This window comes from Streptomyces sp. WMMB303 (genome assembly GCF_029351045.1).
GTDB lineage: Bacteria > Actinomycetota > Actinomycetes > Streptomycetales > Streptomycetaceae > Streptomyces.
This window is the reverse complement of sequence record NZ_JARKIN010000001.1, coordinates 433,863-452,310: the sequence shown is the minus strand read 5'-3', so window position 1 is coordinate 452,310 and position 18,448 is coordinate 433,863. Positions and strand designations below refer to the sequence as shown.

Annotated in this window: 18 protein-coding genes and 3 pseudogenes; 12 read left to right on the top strand and 9 right to left on the bottom strand. The window is 71.4% G+C overall.

Going from position 1 to position 18,448, the window contains the following annotated elements; all coding sequences use genetic code 11:
• Positions 1 to 2 precede the first annotated feature (2 nt).
• Positions 3 to 647: an ATP-dependent Clp protease proteolytic subunit gene (locus P2424_RS02130; RefSeq protein WP_276478789.1), complete on the bottom strand. Its 645-nt coding sequence runs from the start codon at positions 645 to 647 to the stop codon at positions 3 to 5.
• A gap of 228 nt (positions 648 to 875) precedes the next feature.
• Here P2424_RS02130 and P2424_RS02125 point away from each other — a divergent pair, with 228 nt between their 5' ends.
• Positions 876 to 1,187, top strand: coding sequence for a type II toxin-antitoxin system Phd/YefM family antitoxin (locus tag P2424_RS02125; RefSeq protein WP_276474098.1), 312 nt, complete (start codon positions 876 to 878; stop codon positions 1,185 to 1,187).
• 47 nt (positions 1,188 to 1,234) lie between these two features.
• Here P2424_RS02125 and P2424_RS02120 read toward each other — a convergent pair whose 3' ends face one another.
• The gene (locus P2424_RS02120) at positions 1,235 to 2,209 is read right to left on the bottom strand and encodes a M28 family metallopeptidase (RefSeq protein WP_276474097.1); all 975 of its coding nucleotides are present in this window, start codon (positions 2,207 to 2,209) and stop codon (positions 1,235 to 1,237) included.
• A 509-nt stretch (positions 2,210 to 2,718) separates the two neighbouring features.
• Here P2424_RS02120 and P2424_RS02115 point away from each other — a divergent pair.
• From P2424_RS02115 to P2424_RS02080, 8 genes and pseudogenes are all read left to right on the top strand, one after another.
• On the top strand, positions 2,719 to 3,021 hold the full coding sequence (locus tag P2424_RS02115) for an urease subunit gamma (RefSeq protein ID WP_276478788.1): 303 nt from the start codon (positions 2,719 to 2,721) through the stop codon (positions 3,019 to 3,021).
• A gap of 32 nt (positions 3,022 to 3,053) precedes the next feature.
• A complete protein-coding gene (locus P2424_RS02110) occupies positions 3,054 to 3,365 on the top strand; it encodes an urease subunit beta (protein WP_276474096.1) in 312 nt (103 codons plus the stop codon).
• Positions 3,358 to 4,440: pseudogene (locus P2424_RS02105) on the top strand (urease subunit alpha); the annotation flags it as partial. The gene P2424_RS02110 and the pseudogene P2424_RS02105, both read left to right, overlap by 8 nt.
• 139 nt (positions 4,441 to 4,579) lie before the next feature.
• Entirely contained in the window at positions 4,580 to 5,011 is a 432-nt protein-coding gene (gene tnpA / locus P2424_RS02100; RefSeq protein WP_276478787.1) for an IS200/IS605 family transposase, read from the top strand.
• The gene (locus P2424_RS02095) at positions 5,008 to 6,216 is read left to right on the top strand and encodes a transposase (protein ID WP_276474095.1); all 1,209 of its coding nucleotides are present in this window, start codon (positions 5,008 to 5,010) and stop codon (positions 6,214 to 6,216) included. Before tnpA ends, P2424_RS02095 begins: the two co-directional genes overlap by 4 nt.
• Positions 6,217 to 6,266: 50 nt before the next feature.
• A pseudogene (locus P2424_RS02090) lies at positions 6,267 to 6,905 on the top strand (amidohydrolase family protein); the annotation flags it as partial.
• A 38-nt stretch (positions 6,906 to 6,943) separates the two neighbouring features.
• Positions 6,944 to 7,276 (top strand): annotated as a pseudogene (locus P2424_RS02085) (urease accessory protein UreD); the annotation flags it as partial.
• A 136-nt stretch (positions 7,277 to 7,412) separates the two neighbouring features.
• A complete protein-coding gene (locus P2424_RS02080) occupies positions 7,413 to 9,077 on the top strand; it encodes an alpha/beta hydrolase (RefSeq protein ID WP_276474094.1) in 1,665 nt (554 codons plus the stop codon).
• Positions 9,078 to 9,228: 151 nt separating this feature from the next.
• Here the strand turns inward: P2424_RS02080 and P2424_RS02075 are convergent, their stop codons facing one another.
• The 3 genes from P2424_RS02075 to P2424_RS02065 form a co-directional block, all read right to left on the bottom strand.
• Entirely contained in the window at positions 9,229 to 9,957 is a 729-nt protein-coding gene (locus P2424_RS02075; protein WP_276474093.1) for a lysophospholipid acyltransferase family protein, read from the bottom strand.
• Between the two features lie 303 nt (positions 9,958 to 10,260).
• On the bottom strand, positions 10,261 to 11,082 hold the full coding sequence (locus P2424_RS02070; RefSeq protein ID WP_276474092.1) for an alpha/beta fold hydrolase: 822 nt from the start codon (positions 11,080 to 11,082) through the stop codon (positions 10,261 to 10,263).
• Between the two features lie 167 nt (positions 11,083 to 11,249).
• On the bottom strand, positions 11,250 to 11,984 hold the full coding sequence (locus P2424_RS02065; RefSeq protein WP_276474091.1) for a 2-oxo acid dehydrogenase subunit E2: 735 nt from the start codon (positions 11,982 to 11,984) through the stop codon (positions 11,250 to 11,252).
• 458 nt (positions 11,985 to 12,442) lie between these two features.
• Here P2424_RS02065 and P2424_RS02060 point away from each other — a divergent pair, with 458 nt between their 5' ends.
• Positions 12,443 to 13,357: a DMT family transporter gene (locus P2424_RS02060; RefSeq protein ID WP_276474090.1), complete on the top strand. Its 915-nt coding sequence runs from the start codon at positions 12,443 to 12,445 to the stop codon at positions 13,355 to 13,357.
• A gap of 202 nt (positions 13,358 to 13,559) precedes the next feature.
• Complete coding sequence (locus P2424_RS02055) at positions 13,560 to 14,099, top strand: type 1 glutamine amidotransferase domain-containing protein (protein ID WP_276478786.1); 540 nt, start codon at positions 13,560 to 13,562, stop codon at positions 14,097 to 14,099.
• 139 nt (positions 14,100 to 14,238) lie between these two features.
• Here the strand turns inward: P2424_RS02055 and P2424_RS02050 are convergent, their stop codons facing one another.
• The 4 genes from P2424_RS02050 to P2424_RS02035 form a co-directional block, all read right to left on the bottom strand.
• Positions 14,239 to 14,412, bottom strand: coding sequence for a hypothetical protein (locus P2424_RS02050; protein WP_158687595.1), 174 nt, complete (start codon positions 14,410 to 14,412; stop codon positions 14,239 to 14,241).
• A 191-nt stretch (positions 14,413 to 14,603) separates the two neighbouring features.
• On the bottom strand, positions 14,604 to 15,560 hold the full coding sequence (locus P2424_RS02045; protein ID WP_276474089.1) for a cytochrome c oxidase assembly protein: 957 nt from the start codon (positions 15,558 to 15,560) through the stop codon (positions 14,604 to 14,606).
• A 127-nt stretch (positions 15,561 to 15,687) separates the two neighbouring features.
• The gene (locus P2424_RS02040; RefSeq protein WP_276474088.1) at positions 15,688 to 16,416 is read right to left on the bottom strand and encodes a glutamine amidotransferase; all 729 of its coding nucleotides are present in this window, start codon (positions 16,414 to 16,416) and stop codon (positions 15,688 to 15,690) included.
• A gap of 69 nt (positions 16,417 to 16,485) precedes the next feature.
• A complete protein-coding gene (locus P2424_RS02035) occupies positions 16,486 to 17,724 on the bottom strand; it encodes a MurT ligase domain-containing protein (protein ID WP_276474087.1) in 1,239 nt (412 codons plus the stop codon).
• A 117-nt stretch (positions 17,725 to 17,841) separates the two neighbouring features.
• Here P2424_RS02035 and def point away from each other — a divergent pair, with 117 nt between their 5' ends.
• Positions 17,842 to 18,420, top strand: coding sequence for a peptide deformylase (def, locus tag P2424_RS02030; RefSeq protein ID WP_276474086.1), 579 nt, complete (start codon positions 17,842 to 17,844; stop codon positions 18,418 to 18,420).
• The last annotated feature ends 28 nt before the right edge of the window (positions 18,421 to 18,448 follow it).

The window sequence follows — 18,448 nt, the reverse complement described above, 5'->3', positions numbered from 1 at the left end:
GTTCACCCCCGCGCCGGGGAGAGGGCCGGCTTGCGGGTGGCGGTCAGCCGGTCGACGAGGCCGTAGTCGACGGCCTGCCGCGCCGTGAGGATCGTGTCGCGTTCGAGGTCCTGGCTGATGCGGTCGCGGGGCCGGCCGGTGTGGCGCGCGTACAGCTCCTCCAGCAGTTCGCGGGTGCGCGCCATCTCCCGTGCCTGGATCTCGAGGTCGTCGGCCTGCCCGCGCACGGGTTCGGGAAGCGACGGCTGGTGGATGAGGATGCGCGCGCCCGGCAGCGCGAGCCGTTTGCCCGGGGCCCCGGCCGCCAGCAGCACGGAGGCGGCCGAGGCCGCCTGTCCCAGGCACACGGTCTCGATGTCGCAGCTGACGAACCGCATCGTGTCGTAGATCGCGGTCATTGCCGTGAACGAGCCGCCCGGTGAGTTGATGTAGAGGGAGATGTCCTGGTCCGGCGCGGCGTGCTCGAGGTGGATGAACTGTGCCATCACGTCGTTGGCGGAGGTGTCGTCGATCGGGCTGCCCAGGAAGACGATCCGTTCCTGGAGCAGCTTCGCGTACGGATCCAACGTCCGCGTCCCGCTGCTGGTGCGCTCGGTGAACTCCGGCAGGACGTACCGGGCTGTCGGTGCTGGTGGCTGGTTCCGCATGGCGTCGCACTCCACTCTCACGCGAGAAACGTACAGGACGTACAGAATGTACGTTGAGTAGCGTGCCATGAGCGGGCGCCAACAGCCCCCTGCGCAGGGGGCATTCCGCTGCGGGCGAAGCACCCCGGCCCGGCTCCCGGGTCCGTGCCGACAGCCCACACTCTTCCCCCGGTACGCCGCATACCAGCTCTGACCTGCGGTTCCGTGGGCGGCCCTAGAATGGCGGACATGGCTTACGAGATTCCGGTGACGCAGGCGAGGGCCGAACTGGCGGAGCTGATCAATCGGGTCGTCTACGGCGAGGAGCGGGTGGTGGTCACCCGGCACGGGAAGCCGCTCGCGGCGCTGGTCTCGGCCGCGGATCTGGAGCGTCTGGAGGCCGCCGACCAGGACCAGCAGGCGTCGGAGGAGATCATCAGCACCGTCTCCGGGATCCGGGAGACCGGTGGCGCGGTGTCCGGGGAGGCGCGGCGGTTCGGCATCGCCGCGGAGCACCGCGGCCCGGCCGCCGGAGACCGGCGGCCGGGCCAGGGAGGGTGAGCCCGTGGGGGCCGTGTGTCAGGAGCTGAGCCCCCGGACCGATTCGGTCAGGAGCTGAGCTTCCAGACGGCGTGGGCGATCGCGTCGCTGTGCAGGTCGAGTGCCTTCTCGTCGACGTTCGAGGTGTCGTCGCACGCCGAGTGGTAGCACGGGTCGTACGGCTGACCCGCCGTGCCGCCCCACTTGTCCGCCTGCGCCTGGGTCTTGCGCTCGCCCGCGCCGGTGAAGGTTCCGCCGACGGTGACGCCCGCGCTCTTGAACGAGGCGTGGTCGCTGCGCCCGTTGGTCTCCTCGGACGCCTCCGTCTCGATGCCCTTGGAGCTGAACCAGTCGGCGAAGACCGACTCGACGGCGGCGTCGTCCTCGTAGACGAAGTGGCCCGCGTTGGGTGAGCCGATCATGTCGAAGTTCAGATAGGTGTCGATCTCGCCGAGTTCGCCCTCCGAGAGACTGTCGACATAGTGGCCGGATCCGACCAGTCCCCGCTCCTCCGCTCCCCACCAGGCGAACCGGAGGTGCTTGGCGGGCTCCAGGTCCGCGGCGGAGACGGCCAGCGCCGTCTCCAGTATCCCGGCGGAACCCGAACCGTTGTCGTTGATGCCGGGTCCGGAGCGGACCGAGTCCAGATGGGCACCGGTCATCAGGGTCGACCCGGTGTCACCTCCGGGCCAGTCGGCGATCAGGTTGTAGCCGGTCTCGCCGCCGCTGGTGAACTCCTGGACGCTGGTCTCGAATCCGGCGGCGTCCAGCTTCGCGCGTATGTGGTCCAGCGAGGCCCGGTAGCCGGGGCTGCCGTGAGCCCGGTTGCCGCCGTTGGCCTCGGCGACCGACTGCAGCTCCTGGAGGTCCTGCTGGACGGCCGCGACGTCGATGTCGGGCGCCTGGGCCGCCCGTGCTCCGGCGCCGTCGGGAGCGGCCAGTGCCGTCCCGTCGGCCGCGCCGAGGAGAGCGAGTGTCAGTGCGGCGCTCGCCGCGGCGGCGAGGGCGGCACGGTGCTGCGGTCTGCGGTGTCCGCGTATCACTGTGAGCTCCGATGTGTGGGGGGTGTGGGGGACCGCCGAGTCGGCGGGGTGTCGCCCGGAGCGGCGACACGAAGTGGTGCGATGTGACGTGGACATGAGATTCAGGGGGAGGAGTCGTCCCCGTCAAGAGCGCATATCGGACAGAGGGTTGCGGAAACCGGGGGCGTGGGTCCGCTCCCGTCCGCGGATCCGGCCTCGTGCTGCTCCGGTCGTGGCAGGTGCAAGTGCCGACCCTGAGGCTCCCGCTCGGTCCGGGCGGCATCGGCTCGGCCCTGCTCTCCGCAGGTCGACGCGGCGGCCAGGATCCGGGGTGCGTGCACCGCCGGGGCGTGCCGTGATCGGGGAGTTGACGGAGGCGAAGTGGGTTAACGCCGTTGAAACGGCCCTGCCGTACTCTCCGGATCCGTCGGCGGCACACAATCCGATGTGTGATACACCTACCGGGCGTGGTCGTCGCCGCGAGTGACCAGGGTGTTTCCGGGCCCGGTGACGACGGTGAGGTGGAGACAATGCAATTGACCCCGCACGAACAGGAGCGGCTGCTCATCCACGTCGCGGCCGACGTCGCCCGGCGACGCCGGGAGCGCGGACTGCGGCTGAACCACCCCGAGTCCGTCGCCCTCATCACGGCGCACGTGCTCGAGGGCGCCCGCGACGGCCGGAGCGTCGCCGAACTCATGGAATCCGGTCGCACGGTCCTGGCCCGCGAGGACGTCATGGACGGCATCCCGGAGATGCTGCACGACGTCCAGGTCGAGGCGACCTTCCCGGACGGCACCAAGCTCGTCACCGTGCACGACCCGGTTTCCTGACCGCTCCCGACCGCGCGAGGAGGCGCCACACCATGATCCCCGGAGAGATCCGGTTCGCCGAGGAACCGGTGCCCCTCAACGCGGACGCCGAGACCACCCGGCTGACCGTGCTCAACGCAGCCGACCGGCCCGTCCAGGTCGGCTCCCACTACCACTTCGCCGAGGCCAACCCCGGGCTGGACTTCGACCGGGAGGCCGCCTGGGGCAGACGCCTCGGCATCGCCGCGGGCACCGCCGTCCGCTTCGAACCCGGCATCCCGGTCGAGGTCGATCTCGTGCCCATCGGCGGTCGGCGGATCGTCGCCGGACTGCGCTCGACCGCGGGAGGCCCCCTCGATGCGTGAACTCTCCCGCGCCGCCTACGCCGACCTGTTCGGCCCCACCACCGGCGACCGCGTACGGCTTGCCGACACCGCTCTCCTCGTCGAGATCGAGGACGACCTGTGCGGCGGGCCCGGACGCGCGGGTGACGAGGCGGTCTTCGGCGGCGGCAAGGTGATCCGCGAGTCCATGGGGCAGGCCCGCACCACCCGGGCCGAGGGTGCTCCCGACACCGTGATCACCGGTGCGCTCGTCCTCGACCACTGGGGTGTCGTGAAGGCCGATGTCGGCATCCGCGACGGACGGATCGCCGCCCTGGGCAAGGCCGGAAACCCCGACACGATGGACGGCGTCCATCCCGATCTGATCATCGGCCCCGAAACGGAGATCATCGCGGGCAACGGGAGGATCCTCACCGCCGGTGCCGTCGACGCGCATGTCCACTTCATCTGCCCGCAACTCGCCGACGAGGCGCTCGCCGCCGGAATCACCACGCTCGTCGGCGGCGGCACCGGACCGGCCGAGGGCTCCAAGGCCACCACCGTCACCCCGGGCGCCTGGCACACCGCCCGCACCCTGGAGGGTATGGACGGGCTGCCGGTCAACGTCGGACTGCTCGGCAAGGGCAACACCGTCTCGCGCGCCGCCATGCTCGCCCAACTCCGCGGCGGAGCCGTCGGGTTCAAGATCCACGAGGACTGGGGTGCCACCCCGGCCGCCATCGACGCCTGTCTGTCGGTCTGCGACGAGACCGGCGCCCAGGTCGCCATCCACACCGACACCCTCAACGAGGCCGGTTTCGTCGGCGACACCCTGGCCGCGATCGGCGGACGCGGCATCCACGCCTACCACACCGAGGGCGCGGGCGGAGGGCACGCGCCGGACATCATCACCGTGGTCGCCGAGCCCAACGTGCTGCCCTCCTCCACCAACCCCACCCGGCCGCACACCGTCAACACCGTCGAGGAACACCTCGACATGCTGATGGTCTGCCACCACCTCAACCCGGCCGTGCACGAGGATCTCGCGTTCGCCGAGTCCCGCATCCGGCCCAGCACCATCGCCGCCGAGGACACGCTCCACGACCTCGGTGCCATCGGATAGCTAGCGAGGGGACCCGTGCCTTTAGGCATGGGGGGAATCGCTTCTCAGGGCTGCTCTGACCTCAACTGTGCCCACGGGTCTGCACTGTTGACCTCAGCTAGATGCGTGGCGCGTGTATAGTGATCGCGTGACTGTGGCCAGGAAGGTTCGCCGGTACTCCGGCGGCGTGTACAACTTGGGCTTGCACGTGGTGTGGTGCCCGAAGTACCGCCGCCGGGTTCTTGGCGGCCGGGTCGCGGTCCGGTTGCGTGAGCTGATCGAACAGAAGGCGGCCGAGAAGGGCTGGGAGATCATCGCCCTTGAGGTGATGCCCGATCACGTACACCTGTTCGTCAAGCACGAGCCGAAGGCTTCCGCCTCCTACGTGGCGAACCAGTTCAAGGGCTTCACCTCCCGCGTGCTGCGCGAAGAGTTCCCGCACCTCAAGAGCCGGATGCCCACCCTGTGGTCGTCGTCGTTCTTCGTCGCCTCGGTCGGCGCGGTCAGCGCGGACACGGTGGAGAAGTACATCAACACCCAGTGGGAACGGCCCTGGACGAAGAAGCAGAAGGAGGGGCAGGCGTGATACGCGCCTACAAGTTCCTCCTACGCCCCACCGTCTGCCAGACGCAGGCGCTAGGCGAGATGCTGCGTGATCACTGCTCCCTCTACAACGGCGCCTTGCAGGAACGCCGCGACGCCTACCGGCACACCTCGAAGACGAGCATCAAGTACGGGCAGCAGTCCGGTCAGCTCAAGGAGATCCGGGCGTTCGACCCGGAACGCCAGGGCCGCTGGTCCTTCTCGTCCCAGCAGGCCACCTTGCGGCGCCTGGACAAGGCGTTCGCCGCGTTCTTCCGGCGCGTGAAGGCCGGAGGGAAGCCCGGCTATCCCCGGTTCCGGGGCGTCAACTGGTTCGACACCGTGGACTTCCCCAAGGACGGCGACGGCTGCCGGTGGGATTCCACCCCGCACGATCCCGTAACCCGCGTACGTCTCCAGGGCGTCGGACATGTCCGCGTCCACCAGCACCGCCCCGTGAAAGGCCGCGTCAAAACAGTCAGCATCAAGCGTGAGGGACGACAGTGGTACGTCGTCCTCGCCTGCGACAACGTGCCCGCCGAGCCGCTGCCCGCCACGGGCGCGGTGACCGGCATCGACATGGGCGTCACGCACTTCCTCACCACCTCCGAGGGAGCTCACGTCGCCAACCCCCGGCACGGCAAGCGCAACGCCGAAGCCCTCGCCGACGCCCAACGGGCGCTCAAGGCGTTCCCCCGACGCAAGCGGGCCAACCGCACCGCAAAGCACCGCCGGGCAGTGGAAAAGGTCGCGGGGCTGCACCGCAAGGTGCGCCGTCAACGCACCGACCACGCACACAAAGCCGCGCTCGCCCTGGTCCGCGACTACGACCAGATCGCGCACGAGCGGCTGAACATCGCGAACATGGTTCGCGCCCCCAAGCCGAAGCCCGACCCCGAGACGCCCGGCGCGTTCCTGCCGAACGGTGCCGCCTCGAAAGCCGGACTCAACCGCAGCATCCTTGACGCGGGTTGGGGGGTGTTCCTGGGCATCCTCGCGCAGAAGGCTGAAAGCGCCGCTCGTGTACTGATCCCGGTGGACCCCCGCAACACCTCCCGCACCTGCCCCGAATGCGGGCACGTGAACGGCGAGAACCGCGACGGCGAAAAGTTCCAGTGCACCTCATGCGGGCACCGCGACCACGCGGACCGTGTAGGCGCCTGGAACGTCGCACTCAGGGCCGGGCTGGTCCTTCCCGACGTGGCCTAAGCCACCGACAGGAGAAGCCCCCCCGGATTTATCCGGGGGGAGGAGTCACCTCGATCATCTCCTCCGACGCGCAGGCGATGGGCCGTATCGGTGAAGTGGTGCTGCGCACCTGGCAGACGGCGCATGTGATGAAGGAGCGGTACGGCGCCCTCGCGGGCGACACCCGCGCCGACAACCTGCGCGCCCGCCGCTACGTGGCCAAGTACACGATCAACCCCGCCGTCGCGCAGGGCATGGATGCGGAGATCGGTTCCGTCGAGCCGGGCAAGCTCGCCGACCTGGTGCTGTGGGACCCGGCTTTCTTCGGGGTCAGGCCGCAACTCGTCCTCAAGAGCGGGCAGATCGCCTCCGCGCAGATGGGGGATGCCAACGCCTCCATCCCCACTCCGCAGCCGGTGCTGCCCCGCCGGATGTTCGGCGGGACGGGACGCGCTCCCGGTGCGAACTCCGTGAACTTCGTGACGCAGACCGCTCTGGACGACGGGCTGCCGGACCGGCTTCCCCTCTCCAAGCGGTTCGTCGCCGTCCGCGACACCCGTCCCGTCACCAAGGCCGACATGCGGCAGAACGACGCCCGACCGGACGTACGCGTCGACCCCGACACCTTCACCGTCACCATCGACGGCACCCCGGTCGACCCGGCACCTGCCGCATCCCTGCCCATGGCTCAGCGCTATTTCCTGTTCTGACCCGCGGGCCGCTCGCCGTCCACCGCCCGCGCGGTGGGCTGGGCCGCGCCGGGGAGGAGCCCGGACGGCTGCGCAGCCGACTCACCGTGCGGTACGGCGGACGCCCGCTGTTCGACCAGGAGCTCGACCTGGGGCCGGGAGCTCCTGGCTGGGACGGTGGCGCCGTCCTGGGTGGCCACCGGGCCGTGGGCCAACTCCTGCTGGTGGGCACGGAGAAGACGGACGAGCAGCCGCTTCTGGCCTGCATCCCGGGGGAGTCGGCCGTCGTCACCCCGCTGGCGGGGCCCGCCCTGCTGGTCACCGCGGTGGCGCCGGACGCGCTCCGGCTGCGTCGTGTCCTCGATTCCGCACTGACGTTCACTTCTTGGTAAAGAACGATCCGGCGCCCTGTCCCCTACCGCCGACGAGGATGAAGGATCCCCTCTGAAGACCACCACCGTGGTCGCCCATCACTGTCGTGGTCCACGACCACCGCCGTCACTGTCGGCAGTACCCGGAGGGGAACACGTGAACAGACGGAAGGCGGCCATAGCCGCCGCCGGCACCATCGCCGCCGGAGCCCTCACGGCCGGGCTCATATCCGTGCCGTCCGCCGTCGCGGAAGGCAGCGGCCCGCAGGCCCGCTCGGCCGGGCACTCGGGCGCCGCCGAGGCGCGCGGGGTCAAGAAGGCCGCGGCCCGGGCCGCACGCGCCGGCATCGACTGGAAGGACTGCCCCGCGGACTGGGGCATCAGGGACGGCGTCCAGTGCGGCTGGGTCACCGTTCCCCTCGACTACGCCAAGCCGAACGGCAAGAAGATCCGGCTCGCCGTCGACCGGGCGCGCAGTACCGGCGGCAAGGCGAAGCGGCAGGGCTCCCTCGTCTACAACCCCGGCGGCCCCGGCGGCTCCGGGCTCTACTTCCCGGCCCGGATCCCGGACAAGAACCCGCTGTGGGCGAAGGCCGCCACCGCCTACGACTTCGTGGGCTTCGACCCGCGCGGTGTCGGGCACTCGGCTCCCATCTCCTGCGCCGACCCGCAGGAGTGGGTCAAGGCCCCCAAGGCGGACCCGGTCCCGGGCAGCGAGGCCGACAAGCGGGCCCAGCGCAAGCTCGCCAAGGAGTACGCCGACGGCTGCCAGGAGCGCAGCGGCCAGCTGCTGCCGCAGCTCACGACGCCCAACGCCGCCCGCGACCTGGATGTGATCCGGGCCGCACTGGGCGACAAGAAGCTCAACTACCTCGGCGTCTCCTACGGTACCTACATGGGCGCCGTCTACGCCGAGCTCTTCCCCCGCCACATCCGCCGGATGATCACCGACAGCATCGTCAACCCCTCCCGGCGCAAGATCTGGTACGACGTCAACCTCGACCAGGACGTGGCCTTCCAGACCCGCTGGAACGACTGGAAGAAGTGGGTGGCCGAGCACGACGACGTCTACGGCATCGGTTCGACACCCGAGAAGGTCGAGGCGGCGTGGCGGGAGCTGCGCGCCACCGCCGAGAAGCACCCCATCGGCGGGAAGGTCGGCCCGGCCGAACTGCTCGGCGTCTTCCAGAGCGCGCCGTACTACGACTCGGCATGGGCCCGGGTGGCCTCGGTGTGGTCGGCCTATCTCAACGGCGACGAGCAGCCGCTGATCGATGCCGGGGTACCGGACATGTCGGATGTCGCGGGCAACAAGGCGAGCGAGAACGGCAACGCCGTCTACAACGCCGTCGAGTGCAACGACGCCAAGTGGCCCAGCAGGTGGCGGACCTGGGACCGGGACAACACCCGGCTGCATGCGAAGTACCCCTTCCTCACCTGGGCCAACGCGTGGATGAACTACCCGTGCGCCGTCTGGCCGGTCAAGCAGCACCGGCCGCTGGAGATCCGCGCCAAGACCTCCTATCCGGTGCTGATGGTCCAGGCCACCCGGGACGCCGCCACGCCTTACCCGGGCGGTGTCGAGCTGCACAAGCGGCTCAAGGGCTCCCGCCTGATCACGGAGAAGAGAGCGGGTTCGCACGGCATCACCAACCTGAAGAACCCGTGCATCAACGAGCGCGTCGACGCCTACCTCCTGAAGGGAACCGTCGACCGCAAGGATGTGACCTGCGCTCCGCACGCGACCCCGGAGCCGGTCAAGTCGCCTGCCAAGGCGGCGGCGAAGGCCGAGGCCGCGGCAGTGCCCACGATGGTGCCCTGACGGATCTCGGCGCCGGCGCCGAGGCGGTCCGCCGCTGAACGGCGTGCTCGACAGTCAGATCCCGGGTGCGGGCCGGGCCTCGGGCCCGGCCCGCACCCGGCGTGGCTGCGACCTCGCCCAGGTGCCCGTGCCGCCGCGCCGGGCCCGGACCTCAGCGCTGTCGGCCGCCGCTGCTCCCGTGCTGCGTGCCGCGGGCCCCTTCCGCGGCCTGCGCGGCCTTCGCGTCGGGGGCGTACATGTCCACGTACTCCTGGCCGGACAGCTGCAGGATCTCGTGGATGATCTCATCGGTCACCGCCCGCAGCACTGCGCGCTCCTGCTCCATTCCGGCGAACCGCGAGAAGTCCAGCGGCTCGCCGAACCTGATGGTCACCCGACCCATGCGGGGCAGTTTGCGACCCGGCGGCTGGAGTTCGAAAGTGCCCACCATGGCGCACGGGATCACCTTCACCCCGGCGCCGAGCGCCATCGCCGCCACCCCGACCCGGCCCTTGTAGAGCCGTCCGTCGTGGGAGCGGGTGCCCTCCGGGTAGATACCGAGCAACTCGCCCTTGCCCAGCACTCCCAGCCCCTCCTCGATGGCCGCCTGCCCGGCGCCCTTTCCGGAGCGGTCGACCGGGATCTGGCCCACGCTGTGGAAGAACGCCGCGGTCAGCCGGCCCTTGAGCCCCGGCCCGGTGAAGTACTCGGCCTTGGCCAGGAAGGTGATCCGGCGCCGGAGGATCGCCGGCATCACGAAGTGGTCCGAGACGGACAGATGGTTGCCCGCCACGATCGCGGGCCCTTCATCGGGCACGTTCTCCAGGCCCTCGATCCGGGGCCGGAACACGAGCCGCAGCAGCGGCCCCAGCAGCACGTACTTCAGTACGTAATAGAACAAGGGGTCACCTCTGACTCTGCCGGCTCGGCGCGGCGGGGGTCTTCCCCAGGCCGGACCGGTCCACGGGGGAGTGGAGCCCCAGCCGGCCGACCGTCCGTCCGCGACCGGATCCGATCGGACTCATGCTTACTCCTCACCGACTCTTCTGACCGTTGATCAGGTGATCTGATCGGGGACGATCGTAGCGCCTGCGGAGAGCGACGTCCGGTGGACGCCGATCCCGCGGAATCAGCCTCCCCGCACCGGAGCCGACCCGGTGCACACCCGGGATGCACGTCGGCTCCGGGTCCCCTCTCCGGAGGCTCAGCGCCGCCCGGGAAGGGACCCGCAGAGTCGGCTCAGCTCAGCGGTGAGGCGGTGGGAGAACTCCTCGGGCCGGTCGCTGAGGTAGAAGTGACCGCCGGGGAAGACCTGGAGAGAGAGCTCACCGTCCGTGTGGTCGCGCCACGCCTCCGCCTCGGCGACGGAGACGCGGGGGTCGGCGTCCCCGACGAAGACACTCAGCGGGCAGCGGAGCGGAGGGCCGGGCGCCATGCGGTAGGTCTCGATCGCCCGGTAGTCGGCACGGAGGGCCGGCAGGAACATCCGGCGGATCTCCGGATCGTCCAGCAGCGAGTCGTCCGTGCCGCTCAGCCGGCGGATCTCGGCGACGAGACCTTCGTCGTCGCGCTGGTGGACGGTCTCCGTGCGCTGCAGCGAAGGCGCCCGACGGCCGGAGACGACCACCCCCAGCGGGGACCCGGCACCTGACCGCTCCCGGCGCCGCGCCACCTCGAAGGCGAGCGTCGCCCCCATGCTGTGTCCGAACAGCACCAGGGGCATCGCCGGCTCCTGCCGCAGAACCCCGCAGACGGCGTCGACCAGCTCGTCCACCGAGGTGAGGCACGGCTCGGCCAGCCGGTCCTGGCGCCCCGGATACTGCACGGCGTACGCCTCGACGGTGCCCGGCAGGGACTTCAGGAGAGGGAAGAAGAAGCCGGCCGAACCTCCGGCGTGCGGGAAACAGATCAGCCGGGTACGGGCGTTCGGCGCGGCAGCCATGCGGCGCAGCCAGCGATCGGTGCCGCCGGCGCGCGCACCGGGGGAGGAGGGGTGGCCGGTCGCGTTGCCGGACGCCGTGGTCATACGCACTCCGTCGGAAGGTGTGGATGTCATGGGCATCGGAAGCCCTTGTCTCCCAGCCTAGAGGGCGCGGCCAACCGGAGGGTACGAGAGGGGAGTTGTGGCCGCCGAAAGACCGCACCCCTCCGTTCCGGGTGGGTTCGCCCGGGGTGTCCTGCCGGACGTGAGCCTCACGGACCCTGTCGGCCGGGGCCCGCCGGGCCGGACCCGAGTGCCTCTCCGTCCGCGGCGTCGCCGCCCTCCGGGCCGAGCCGGCCGAAGTTCTCCAACGCGTGCTTGATGTCGCCGAGCACATCCGCCGCCTCGGCCCCGTCGATCACCCGATGGTCGAACGTGAGGGAGAGCGGCAGCACGGGCGCCGTGATGACGGCGTCACCGCGCACCACCGGGCGGTCCGCGACCGCGCCCAGGCCGAGGGTGACCGTGGTGCCGCCGACGGAGTGGAACCAGGTGAGGGGCCGGTGTCCCAAAGAGGTGACGGTGAACGTGCCGGTGGTGGCGAGGCGGCGGCGCAGCGGCCGCGTTCCCGCCCGGTGGACGAGCCGCCCCAGCGGTCCCGGCAGCCGCTGCAGAGCCCGTACCCCGGCGAACTCCGGCATCGACTCCGGATCACCGTCGCGGAAGCGAGCCGTGCTCCGGGCGACGTCCCGAAGGCTCCTCAGATGCACGTCCGGCAGCACCGCCGAGAGGACGACACGGCGCCCGCCCATCCTCTTGTCCAGCGTCAGCTTCGCAGCCACGGTGCCGAAGTGGCCGACACGGGGCCGAATGCCGCCGCGGAACGCGGCGTTCGCCTCGGGATGCGCGGCCAGCACACGCGCGGCCGCGTACAGCACGTAGGCGACGGTCGAGGGGCTGCCGCCCTGCTCGCCGGCCTTTTGCCGGTGCTGCCGCACGGCGGTCATGTCGACCTCCGCTCCCAGGAATACCGGGGCGCAGCCACGGATCCCCCGTAGGAAGTACGCGGTGTGCCGCCGCTCCCGAGGAAAGGGTTCCGCTCTCACGCGCCGGCTCCCGTCATGGTCGGTGGCCCCTTCGGCCCGGGCATCCGGGCGCCAGCATCCTCGCCGGGACTACAGCCGCCCTCGGCCCGGGCTCGGCAGGCATAGGCGGCTCCGCCGGGCCGGGACGTGCACGGCGCACGGCGGCCCTCCCGGCGTGCGCCGACGGTGCTGAAGCGCCATTCGGACCTGGGACTTTCATGCTTAGGGGGCGTACCGCCCGCCACCGGGGCGGGTGGCGTGGTGCCGCCGGGTGCGGCCGTCTAGTCTCGGGGTCGCTGTTCCCGGGCGCAGGGGCGGACGCGCGTGCGAGCGCGGTCGACCGGCACGCGTACCGTCCGGCCGGTGGAAAGGGGCGTCCCGTGGCTGTCTACGTCTACGGGCTGGTCGCCGCCTGCTTCCTCGGCCTGGGCTTCGTGCTGCAACAGGACGCCGCCGCCCGCGCACCCACCGCCGATGTGCTCTCCTTCCGGCTGCTCCTGGACCTGGTGCGGGTTCCACGCTGGCTGCTGGGCATCGCCAGCATGGTGGTCGGCCAGCTCACCAGCGCCTTCGCCCTGATGAAGGGGCACCTGTCCACGGTCGAGCCGCTGCTGGCCACGAACCTGCTCTTCGCGATGCTGTTCGCCCGGCGGCTGAGCAGCCAGCGGTTGGGCTGGTCGGGCTGGGCCGGGGTGGTGCTGCTCAGCGGGGGAGTGACCGCCTTCATCGTGGCGGGCCGGCCGGAGGGCACGGAGTACCAGGCCAGTGCCCTGCGCCACTGGCTGGTGTTCGGCGGCCTCGCCGGGATCGCGCTCGTCCTCGTGCTCATCGCGCGGCACCTCGAACTCTTCAAGGAGCCGCCGCTGCTGGCCGCCGCAGCCGGGGCACTCTACGGTCTGCAGGATGCACTGACCCGGGTCGTCGGCGACATCTACAGCGCGTCGGGGGTGGTCGGTGTGCTGCTGAGCTGGCAGGGCTACACCATCGTCGGGTTGGCCGTGGTCGGGCTGGTGCTCGTGCAGAGCGCCTTCGAGGGCGGCCCGCTGCGGATGTCGCTGCCGTCCCTCACGGCGGCCGAGCCGCTGGCCGGGATCGCCTGCGGGATCGGCTTCCTGGGGGACTCCATCCGGCTCACGCCGGGCGCGCTGGCCGGCGAGGTGATCGGACTGCTGGCGGTGGTCGTCGGAGTCTTCATCCTGGGGCGCCACCCGGTGCTGCCGTCCGGGAAGCAGTACGACCCCGAGGCGGGCGACGCGGCGGGAGCCCCCGGAAGCGGGCAGCGGGAGGCCGGCTGAGGCCTCCACCCGCTGCCCTCCCGCTGTTCGTCCGGCGCCGGCCCGGCGCCACCGGGGCCCGGCATGGATGTCCCCGGCGGGGGCCGGCGTGGATTCCGGGCGGCGTGGATTCCGGGCGGTGAGGCATAGGTGTCCGCTCGGCGGGGGACCCGCAGGTGCGCACGCGAGAGACGACGGAGACGACGGAAGGGACGTGAGGCACGTGCGAGTGGCCTTTCTCGTCGCGCCCGAGGGCGCTGAGCAGATCGAGCTGACCGACCCGTGGGAGGCCGTCGAGCAGGCGGGCGGGACACCGGTCCTGCTCTCCACACGCGGAGAGGCCGTCCAGGCGTTCAACCACCTGGACCGGGCCGACACCTTCCCCGTCGACCAGCTTGTCTCGCAGGCCGATCCGACCCGCTTCGACGGGCTCGTGCTGCCCGGCGGCGTCGCCAACCCGGACCTGCTGCGCACCGACAAGAACGCCGTCGGGTTCGTGAGGGGTTTCTTCGACGCGGGGCTGCCCGTGGCCGCGATCTGTCACGCCCCCTGGACCCTGATCGAGGCCGACGTGGTGCGCGGTCGCACCCTGACCTCGTACCCCAGCCTGCGCACCGACATCCGCAACGCGGGCGGCACCTGGGTCGACGAGCAGGTCAAGGTCTGCGACGCCGGCACCAACAAGCTGATCACCAGCCGCAAGCCGGACGATCTCAAGGCGTTCGACAACGCGCTGCTCGCCGAGTTCGCCGCCGGGGGCTGACCGGCGGCGAACTCGGCGGCGGGCGCCGACGGACGGATCATCGGTCGCCCTCGACATGCGAGGGGCCGGGGCCGCACCCTGCCGAAAGGGTGCGGGCCCGGCCCCTCGCGTCCCGTGGCCGGGACCGGCCGGGCCCCACTCAGTCCCGGGTCGCGAACACACCCAGGGTGACCAGCCCCAGCACCACCCAGCAGAACCACAGCCATCCGCTGCTCCCCAGCGCCGCGGTGTAGGCCGTCACCACCACCAGGCCCACCACCGTGCACACGGTCATCGCCTTCGTGGACACCGGCATCCGCGTCAACCCAGCCATGACAACGTCCTCCTCCCGGCGGCCCCGGGATGCACGGCGCGCACGCACAGGGCCGCGGCCGACTTCCATCGTCACCCGTTCGGGGCCCTGTGCGCCACCGCGCGCCGTGGGGCGGTCGACCGCACCCCTCCGGCTCCCGGGCCCGGGAACTCACCTTCGCTCCCCGGAAGGCCTGCCCCGGAGCCCGCGTGTCAGCCCTTGGTCTGCAGCGCGGCGAGATAGGCGTTGTAGGCCGCCAGCTCCTTGTCGCCGTCCCGGTCGGCCCGGCGGTCACGGCGGCGGGCCTGCCGCTGCTCGGTGACGTACCACTGGAAGACCAGCGCGATCAGCACCAGCACCGAGGGGATCTCGCTGAACGCCCACGCGATCCCGCCCGCCGCGTTCTGGTCCGCGAGAGCGCTGACCCCCAGCGAGGCGGGCGGGTCCGCGTAGGTCTCCGTCATCGGTTCGGAGGCCATCATCAGCGCGATCCCGAAGAAGGCGTGGAACGGCATCCCCGCGAACAGCTCCAGCATCCGCATCACGTACCCGGGCCGGTGCGGGCCCGGGTCGACACCCATGATCGGCCAGAAGAAGACCAGCCCCACGGCGAGGAAGTGCACCATCATCGCGATGTGCCCGACCATGGAGCCCATCAGCAGGTCGAACAGCGGAGTGAAGTAGAGCCCGTACAGGCTGGCGATGAACAGCGGAATGGTGAACGCGGGATGGGAGATCACCCGCATGTAGCGGCTGTGCAGCAGGGCCACCAGCGCCTCCCGGGGGCCCCGGCGCATCCCCTGGCTGCGTGCCGCCGAGGGCAGGGCGCGCAGCGCGAGCGTGACGGGCGCGCCCAGCAGCAGCAGGATCGGCGAGAGCATGCTGATCACCATGTGCTGCACCATGTGCACGCTGAAGAGCACCATGCCGTAGTCGTTGAGCCCCGTGCACATCACCAGCGCCACGGTCGCCACACCCGTCACGAAGCCCACCGTGCGGCTCACCGGCCAGGCGTCGCCGCGTCGCCGCAGCCGCAGCACACCCCAGCCGTAGAGCGCGAGCGCGAGCAGGCAGCCGACCAGGAAGAAGGGCTCACCCGTGAACTCCAGACCCCGCGCCACCGTGAACGGTGGCAGGTCCATCGTCATGCCGTGCTCGCCGTGATCCATCCGAACTCTCCCGCAACCGACCGATAAGCCCGCACCAGACTAGAACCGCCCGGGTCGGCCGCCCGCACGGGGGCGGCCGACCCGGGCGGTTCGGTGCCGCATTCCGGCCGGACAGCGGCCGGGCGGGTCAGGCAGGCTGTGTCGCGGCGGTGATCCGCTCCTGGCGCAGTGCCTCGTACCAGGTGTCGTCGGTCGGTGGCAGCGCGTTCACGTCGAGCGACAGCTTGATCAGCAGATCGGCGATCTGCGGGTTGCGGGCCAGCACCGGTCCGTGCAGGTACGTCCCGAAGACGGTGTCCCGCCAGGCGCCCTCCGTCCCGTCGCCGGTCCCGTTGCCGTGGCCGAGCCGCACCCGGGCGAGCGGGCGCGCCCCGGGGCCGAGGTGCGTGATGCCCTGGTGGTTCTCGAAACCGGTGAGCTGGGGGAGGCGCAGTTGCTCGTCGGCGTCGCCGAGCACGTCGCCCACGCACCGCTCGGCCTCGCCGCGGCCGCTGACCACGTCCAGCAGCCCGAGCCCCGCGGAGCGCTCGCCGAGGTCGTTGACGAACTCGTGGCCCATGATCTGGTACCCGGCGCACACCGCGAAGACGATGGCGCCGTTGTCCACGGCCCGGTTCAGACCGCCGTCCCGCAGCAGCCGCTCGGACGCCAGCCGCTGCGGACGGTCCTCACCACCGCCGATCAGATAGATGTCGCCGGACGTCGGGATCGGCTGGTCGGACCGGACGTCCAGTCGCTGGACGTCCAGCCCGCGCTGCCGCGCCCGCCGCTCCACCACGAGCGCGTTGCCCTGGTCGCCGTACGTGCTCAGCAGGTCCGGGTAGACCCATACCAGACGCAGACTCGTGTCACTCATGCCGCCAGTCTCCTTGAGCGGGTCGAATGGGTCGGGCGTGCGAGGCCCGAACCCCCAGGATAGGGGTGATCAGTTGCCGACGGCGCGCCGCAGGTCCTGGAACGCGGTGTAGTTCGCGATCGTCTCGATCCGCCCGGGCGGGCAGCGGCGTACCGCGTCCTCGGGGCTCTCGCACACCTGGAAGTCCACACCCGCGACCTCCAGTCGGACCGCGAGGTCGAGCCTGCGGTCGCCGATGACGCAGATCGGGTGCCCGGCCAGCCGTCCGTAGTCGACGTCCCACAGCCACGAGGTGTCGGTGCCGTCGGCGCTGCGCGCGTTCACCGAGAGGATCACCGGGGTGGGCGGCGGGTCGATCAGCGAGAAGGTCTCCAGCCAGCCCGCGGGGTTCTTGGCCAGCAGCAACCGCATGTCCCGGCCCTGGTACTGCACCACGTCGTACCGTCCCGCGACGGCCTTGACGGAGTACATCCGCTCCAGCGCCACCTGCGGGGGCACCCCGAAGGCGGCGGCCACGGCCGCGGAGGTGGCGGCGTTCGCCTTGTTGGCGCGGCCCGGGAGCTGGAGGTGGATGGGCCAGGCCGCCCCGTGCGGGTCCAGGACGTGGTCGCCGGAGAGCGCCCAGGCCGGCGTCGGGCGGCGGAAGCCGCACTCGGCGCAGAACCAGTCGTCGCCGGGACGCTGCATCACCCCGCCGCACGCCGGGCAGGACCAGGCGTCGTCCTTCCACTCCTGGCCCGCGGCGACCCACACCACGTTGGGTGAGGAGGAGGCGGCCCAGACCACCAGCGGGTCGTCCGCGTTGGCGATGATCACTGCCTGCTGCCCCGAGAGGCCCTCGCGCCAGCGCTCGGCGAGCATCCGGGTCTCACCGGCGCGGTCGAGCTGGTCACGCGAGAGGTTCAGCAGCGCCATGGCCTTGGGGGTGACATCCTTGGCCACCCCGGAGAGGTACTTCTCGTCCACCTCGATGACGCCGTAGCGGGCGCTGGAGCCGCCGGCCAGTGCCGAGGTGATTCCGGCAGGCATGTTGGCGCCCAGCGCGTTGGAGACCACCTCGCCGTTGGCGCGCAGCGCCTCGGCGATCAGCCGGGTGGTCGTCGTCTTGCCGTTGGTGGCGGACACCAGGATCACATCCAGGTGCTGGGCAAGCCGCTGCAACAGGTCGGGGTCGAGTCTGAGCGCTACCTTGCCGCCGATCACCGACCCGCTGCCGCGGCCCGCAGCCCGCGACACCGCCGCGGCCGCCTTGCCCGCCGTCACGGCCAGCCGGGACCGCGGCGACAGCGGCTCCGTGTTGCCTGCCATGTGTGTGAACCTCCTTGCCCCTCGCGTAGAAGGAAAGCCTACCGAGATCCGGCCGCACCCCTGACCGCGCCACCCTGGGAAGATCGGCACCGCGGGCTCCGGCGTAGGCTGGCGGGCATGCGACGCGGCCTCATTCCCGGCAGTACGGGTGCGGTGCGTCCGCTGCGCACCTACGGCGACCCGGTGCTGCACACCCCCGGCCGTCCGGTGGACGGGGACGCCCGCCGGTCGCTGCCCGCGCTGGTCGAGGACCTGTACGCGTCGATGTACGCGGCCCGCGGAGTCGGGCTGGCCGCCTGCCAGATCGGGGTGCCGCTGCGGGTGTTCGTCTACGACTGCCCCGACGACGAGGACCGGCGCCACCGGGGCCATGTGGTCAATCCGCGGCTGGTGCGCGTCGGGGGAGTGACCGTGCGCGGCCCCGAGGGCTGCCTCTCGCTGCCCGGCCTCGAGGCCCGCACGCCGCGCGCCGACCTGGCGGTCGTCGAGGGCGAGGACCTGACCGGGGCTCCGGTGCGGATCGAGGGGACCGGCTACTTCGCGCGCTGCCTCCAGCACGAGTGCGACCACCTGGAGGGCCGCGTCTACACCGAGCGGCTCACCGGGCCGGCCCGGCGCCGGGCGCTGCGGGCGGTGCGCAGGGCGCCCTGGTCGCTTCCGGCTCCGCAGGACCGGGAGGAACCGGCCCGCGGCTGACGGCCGTCGCACAGGCGGTCCCGGAGCG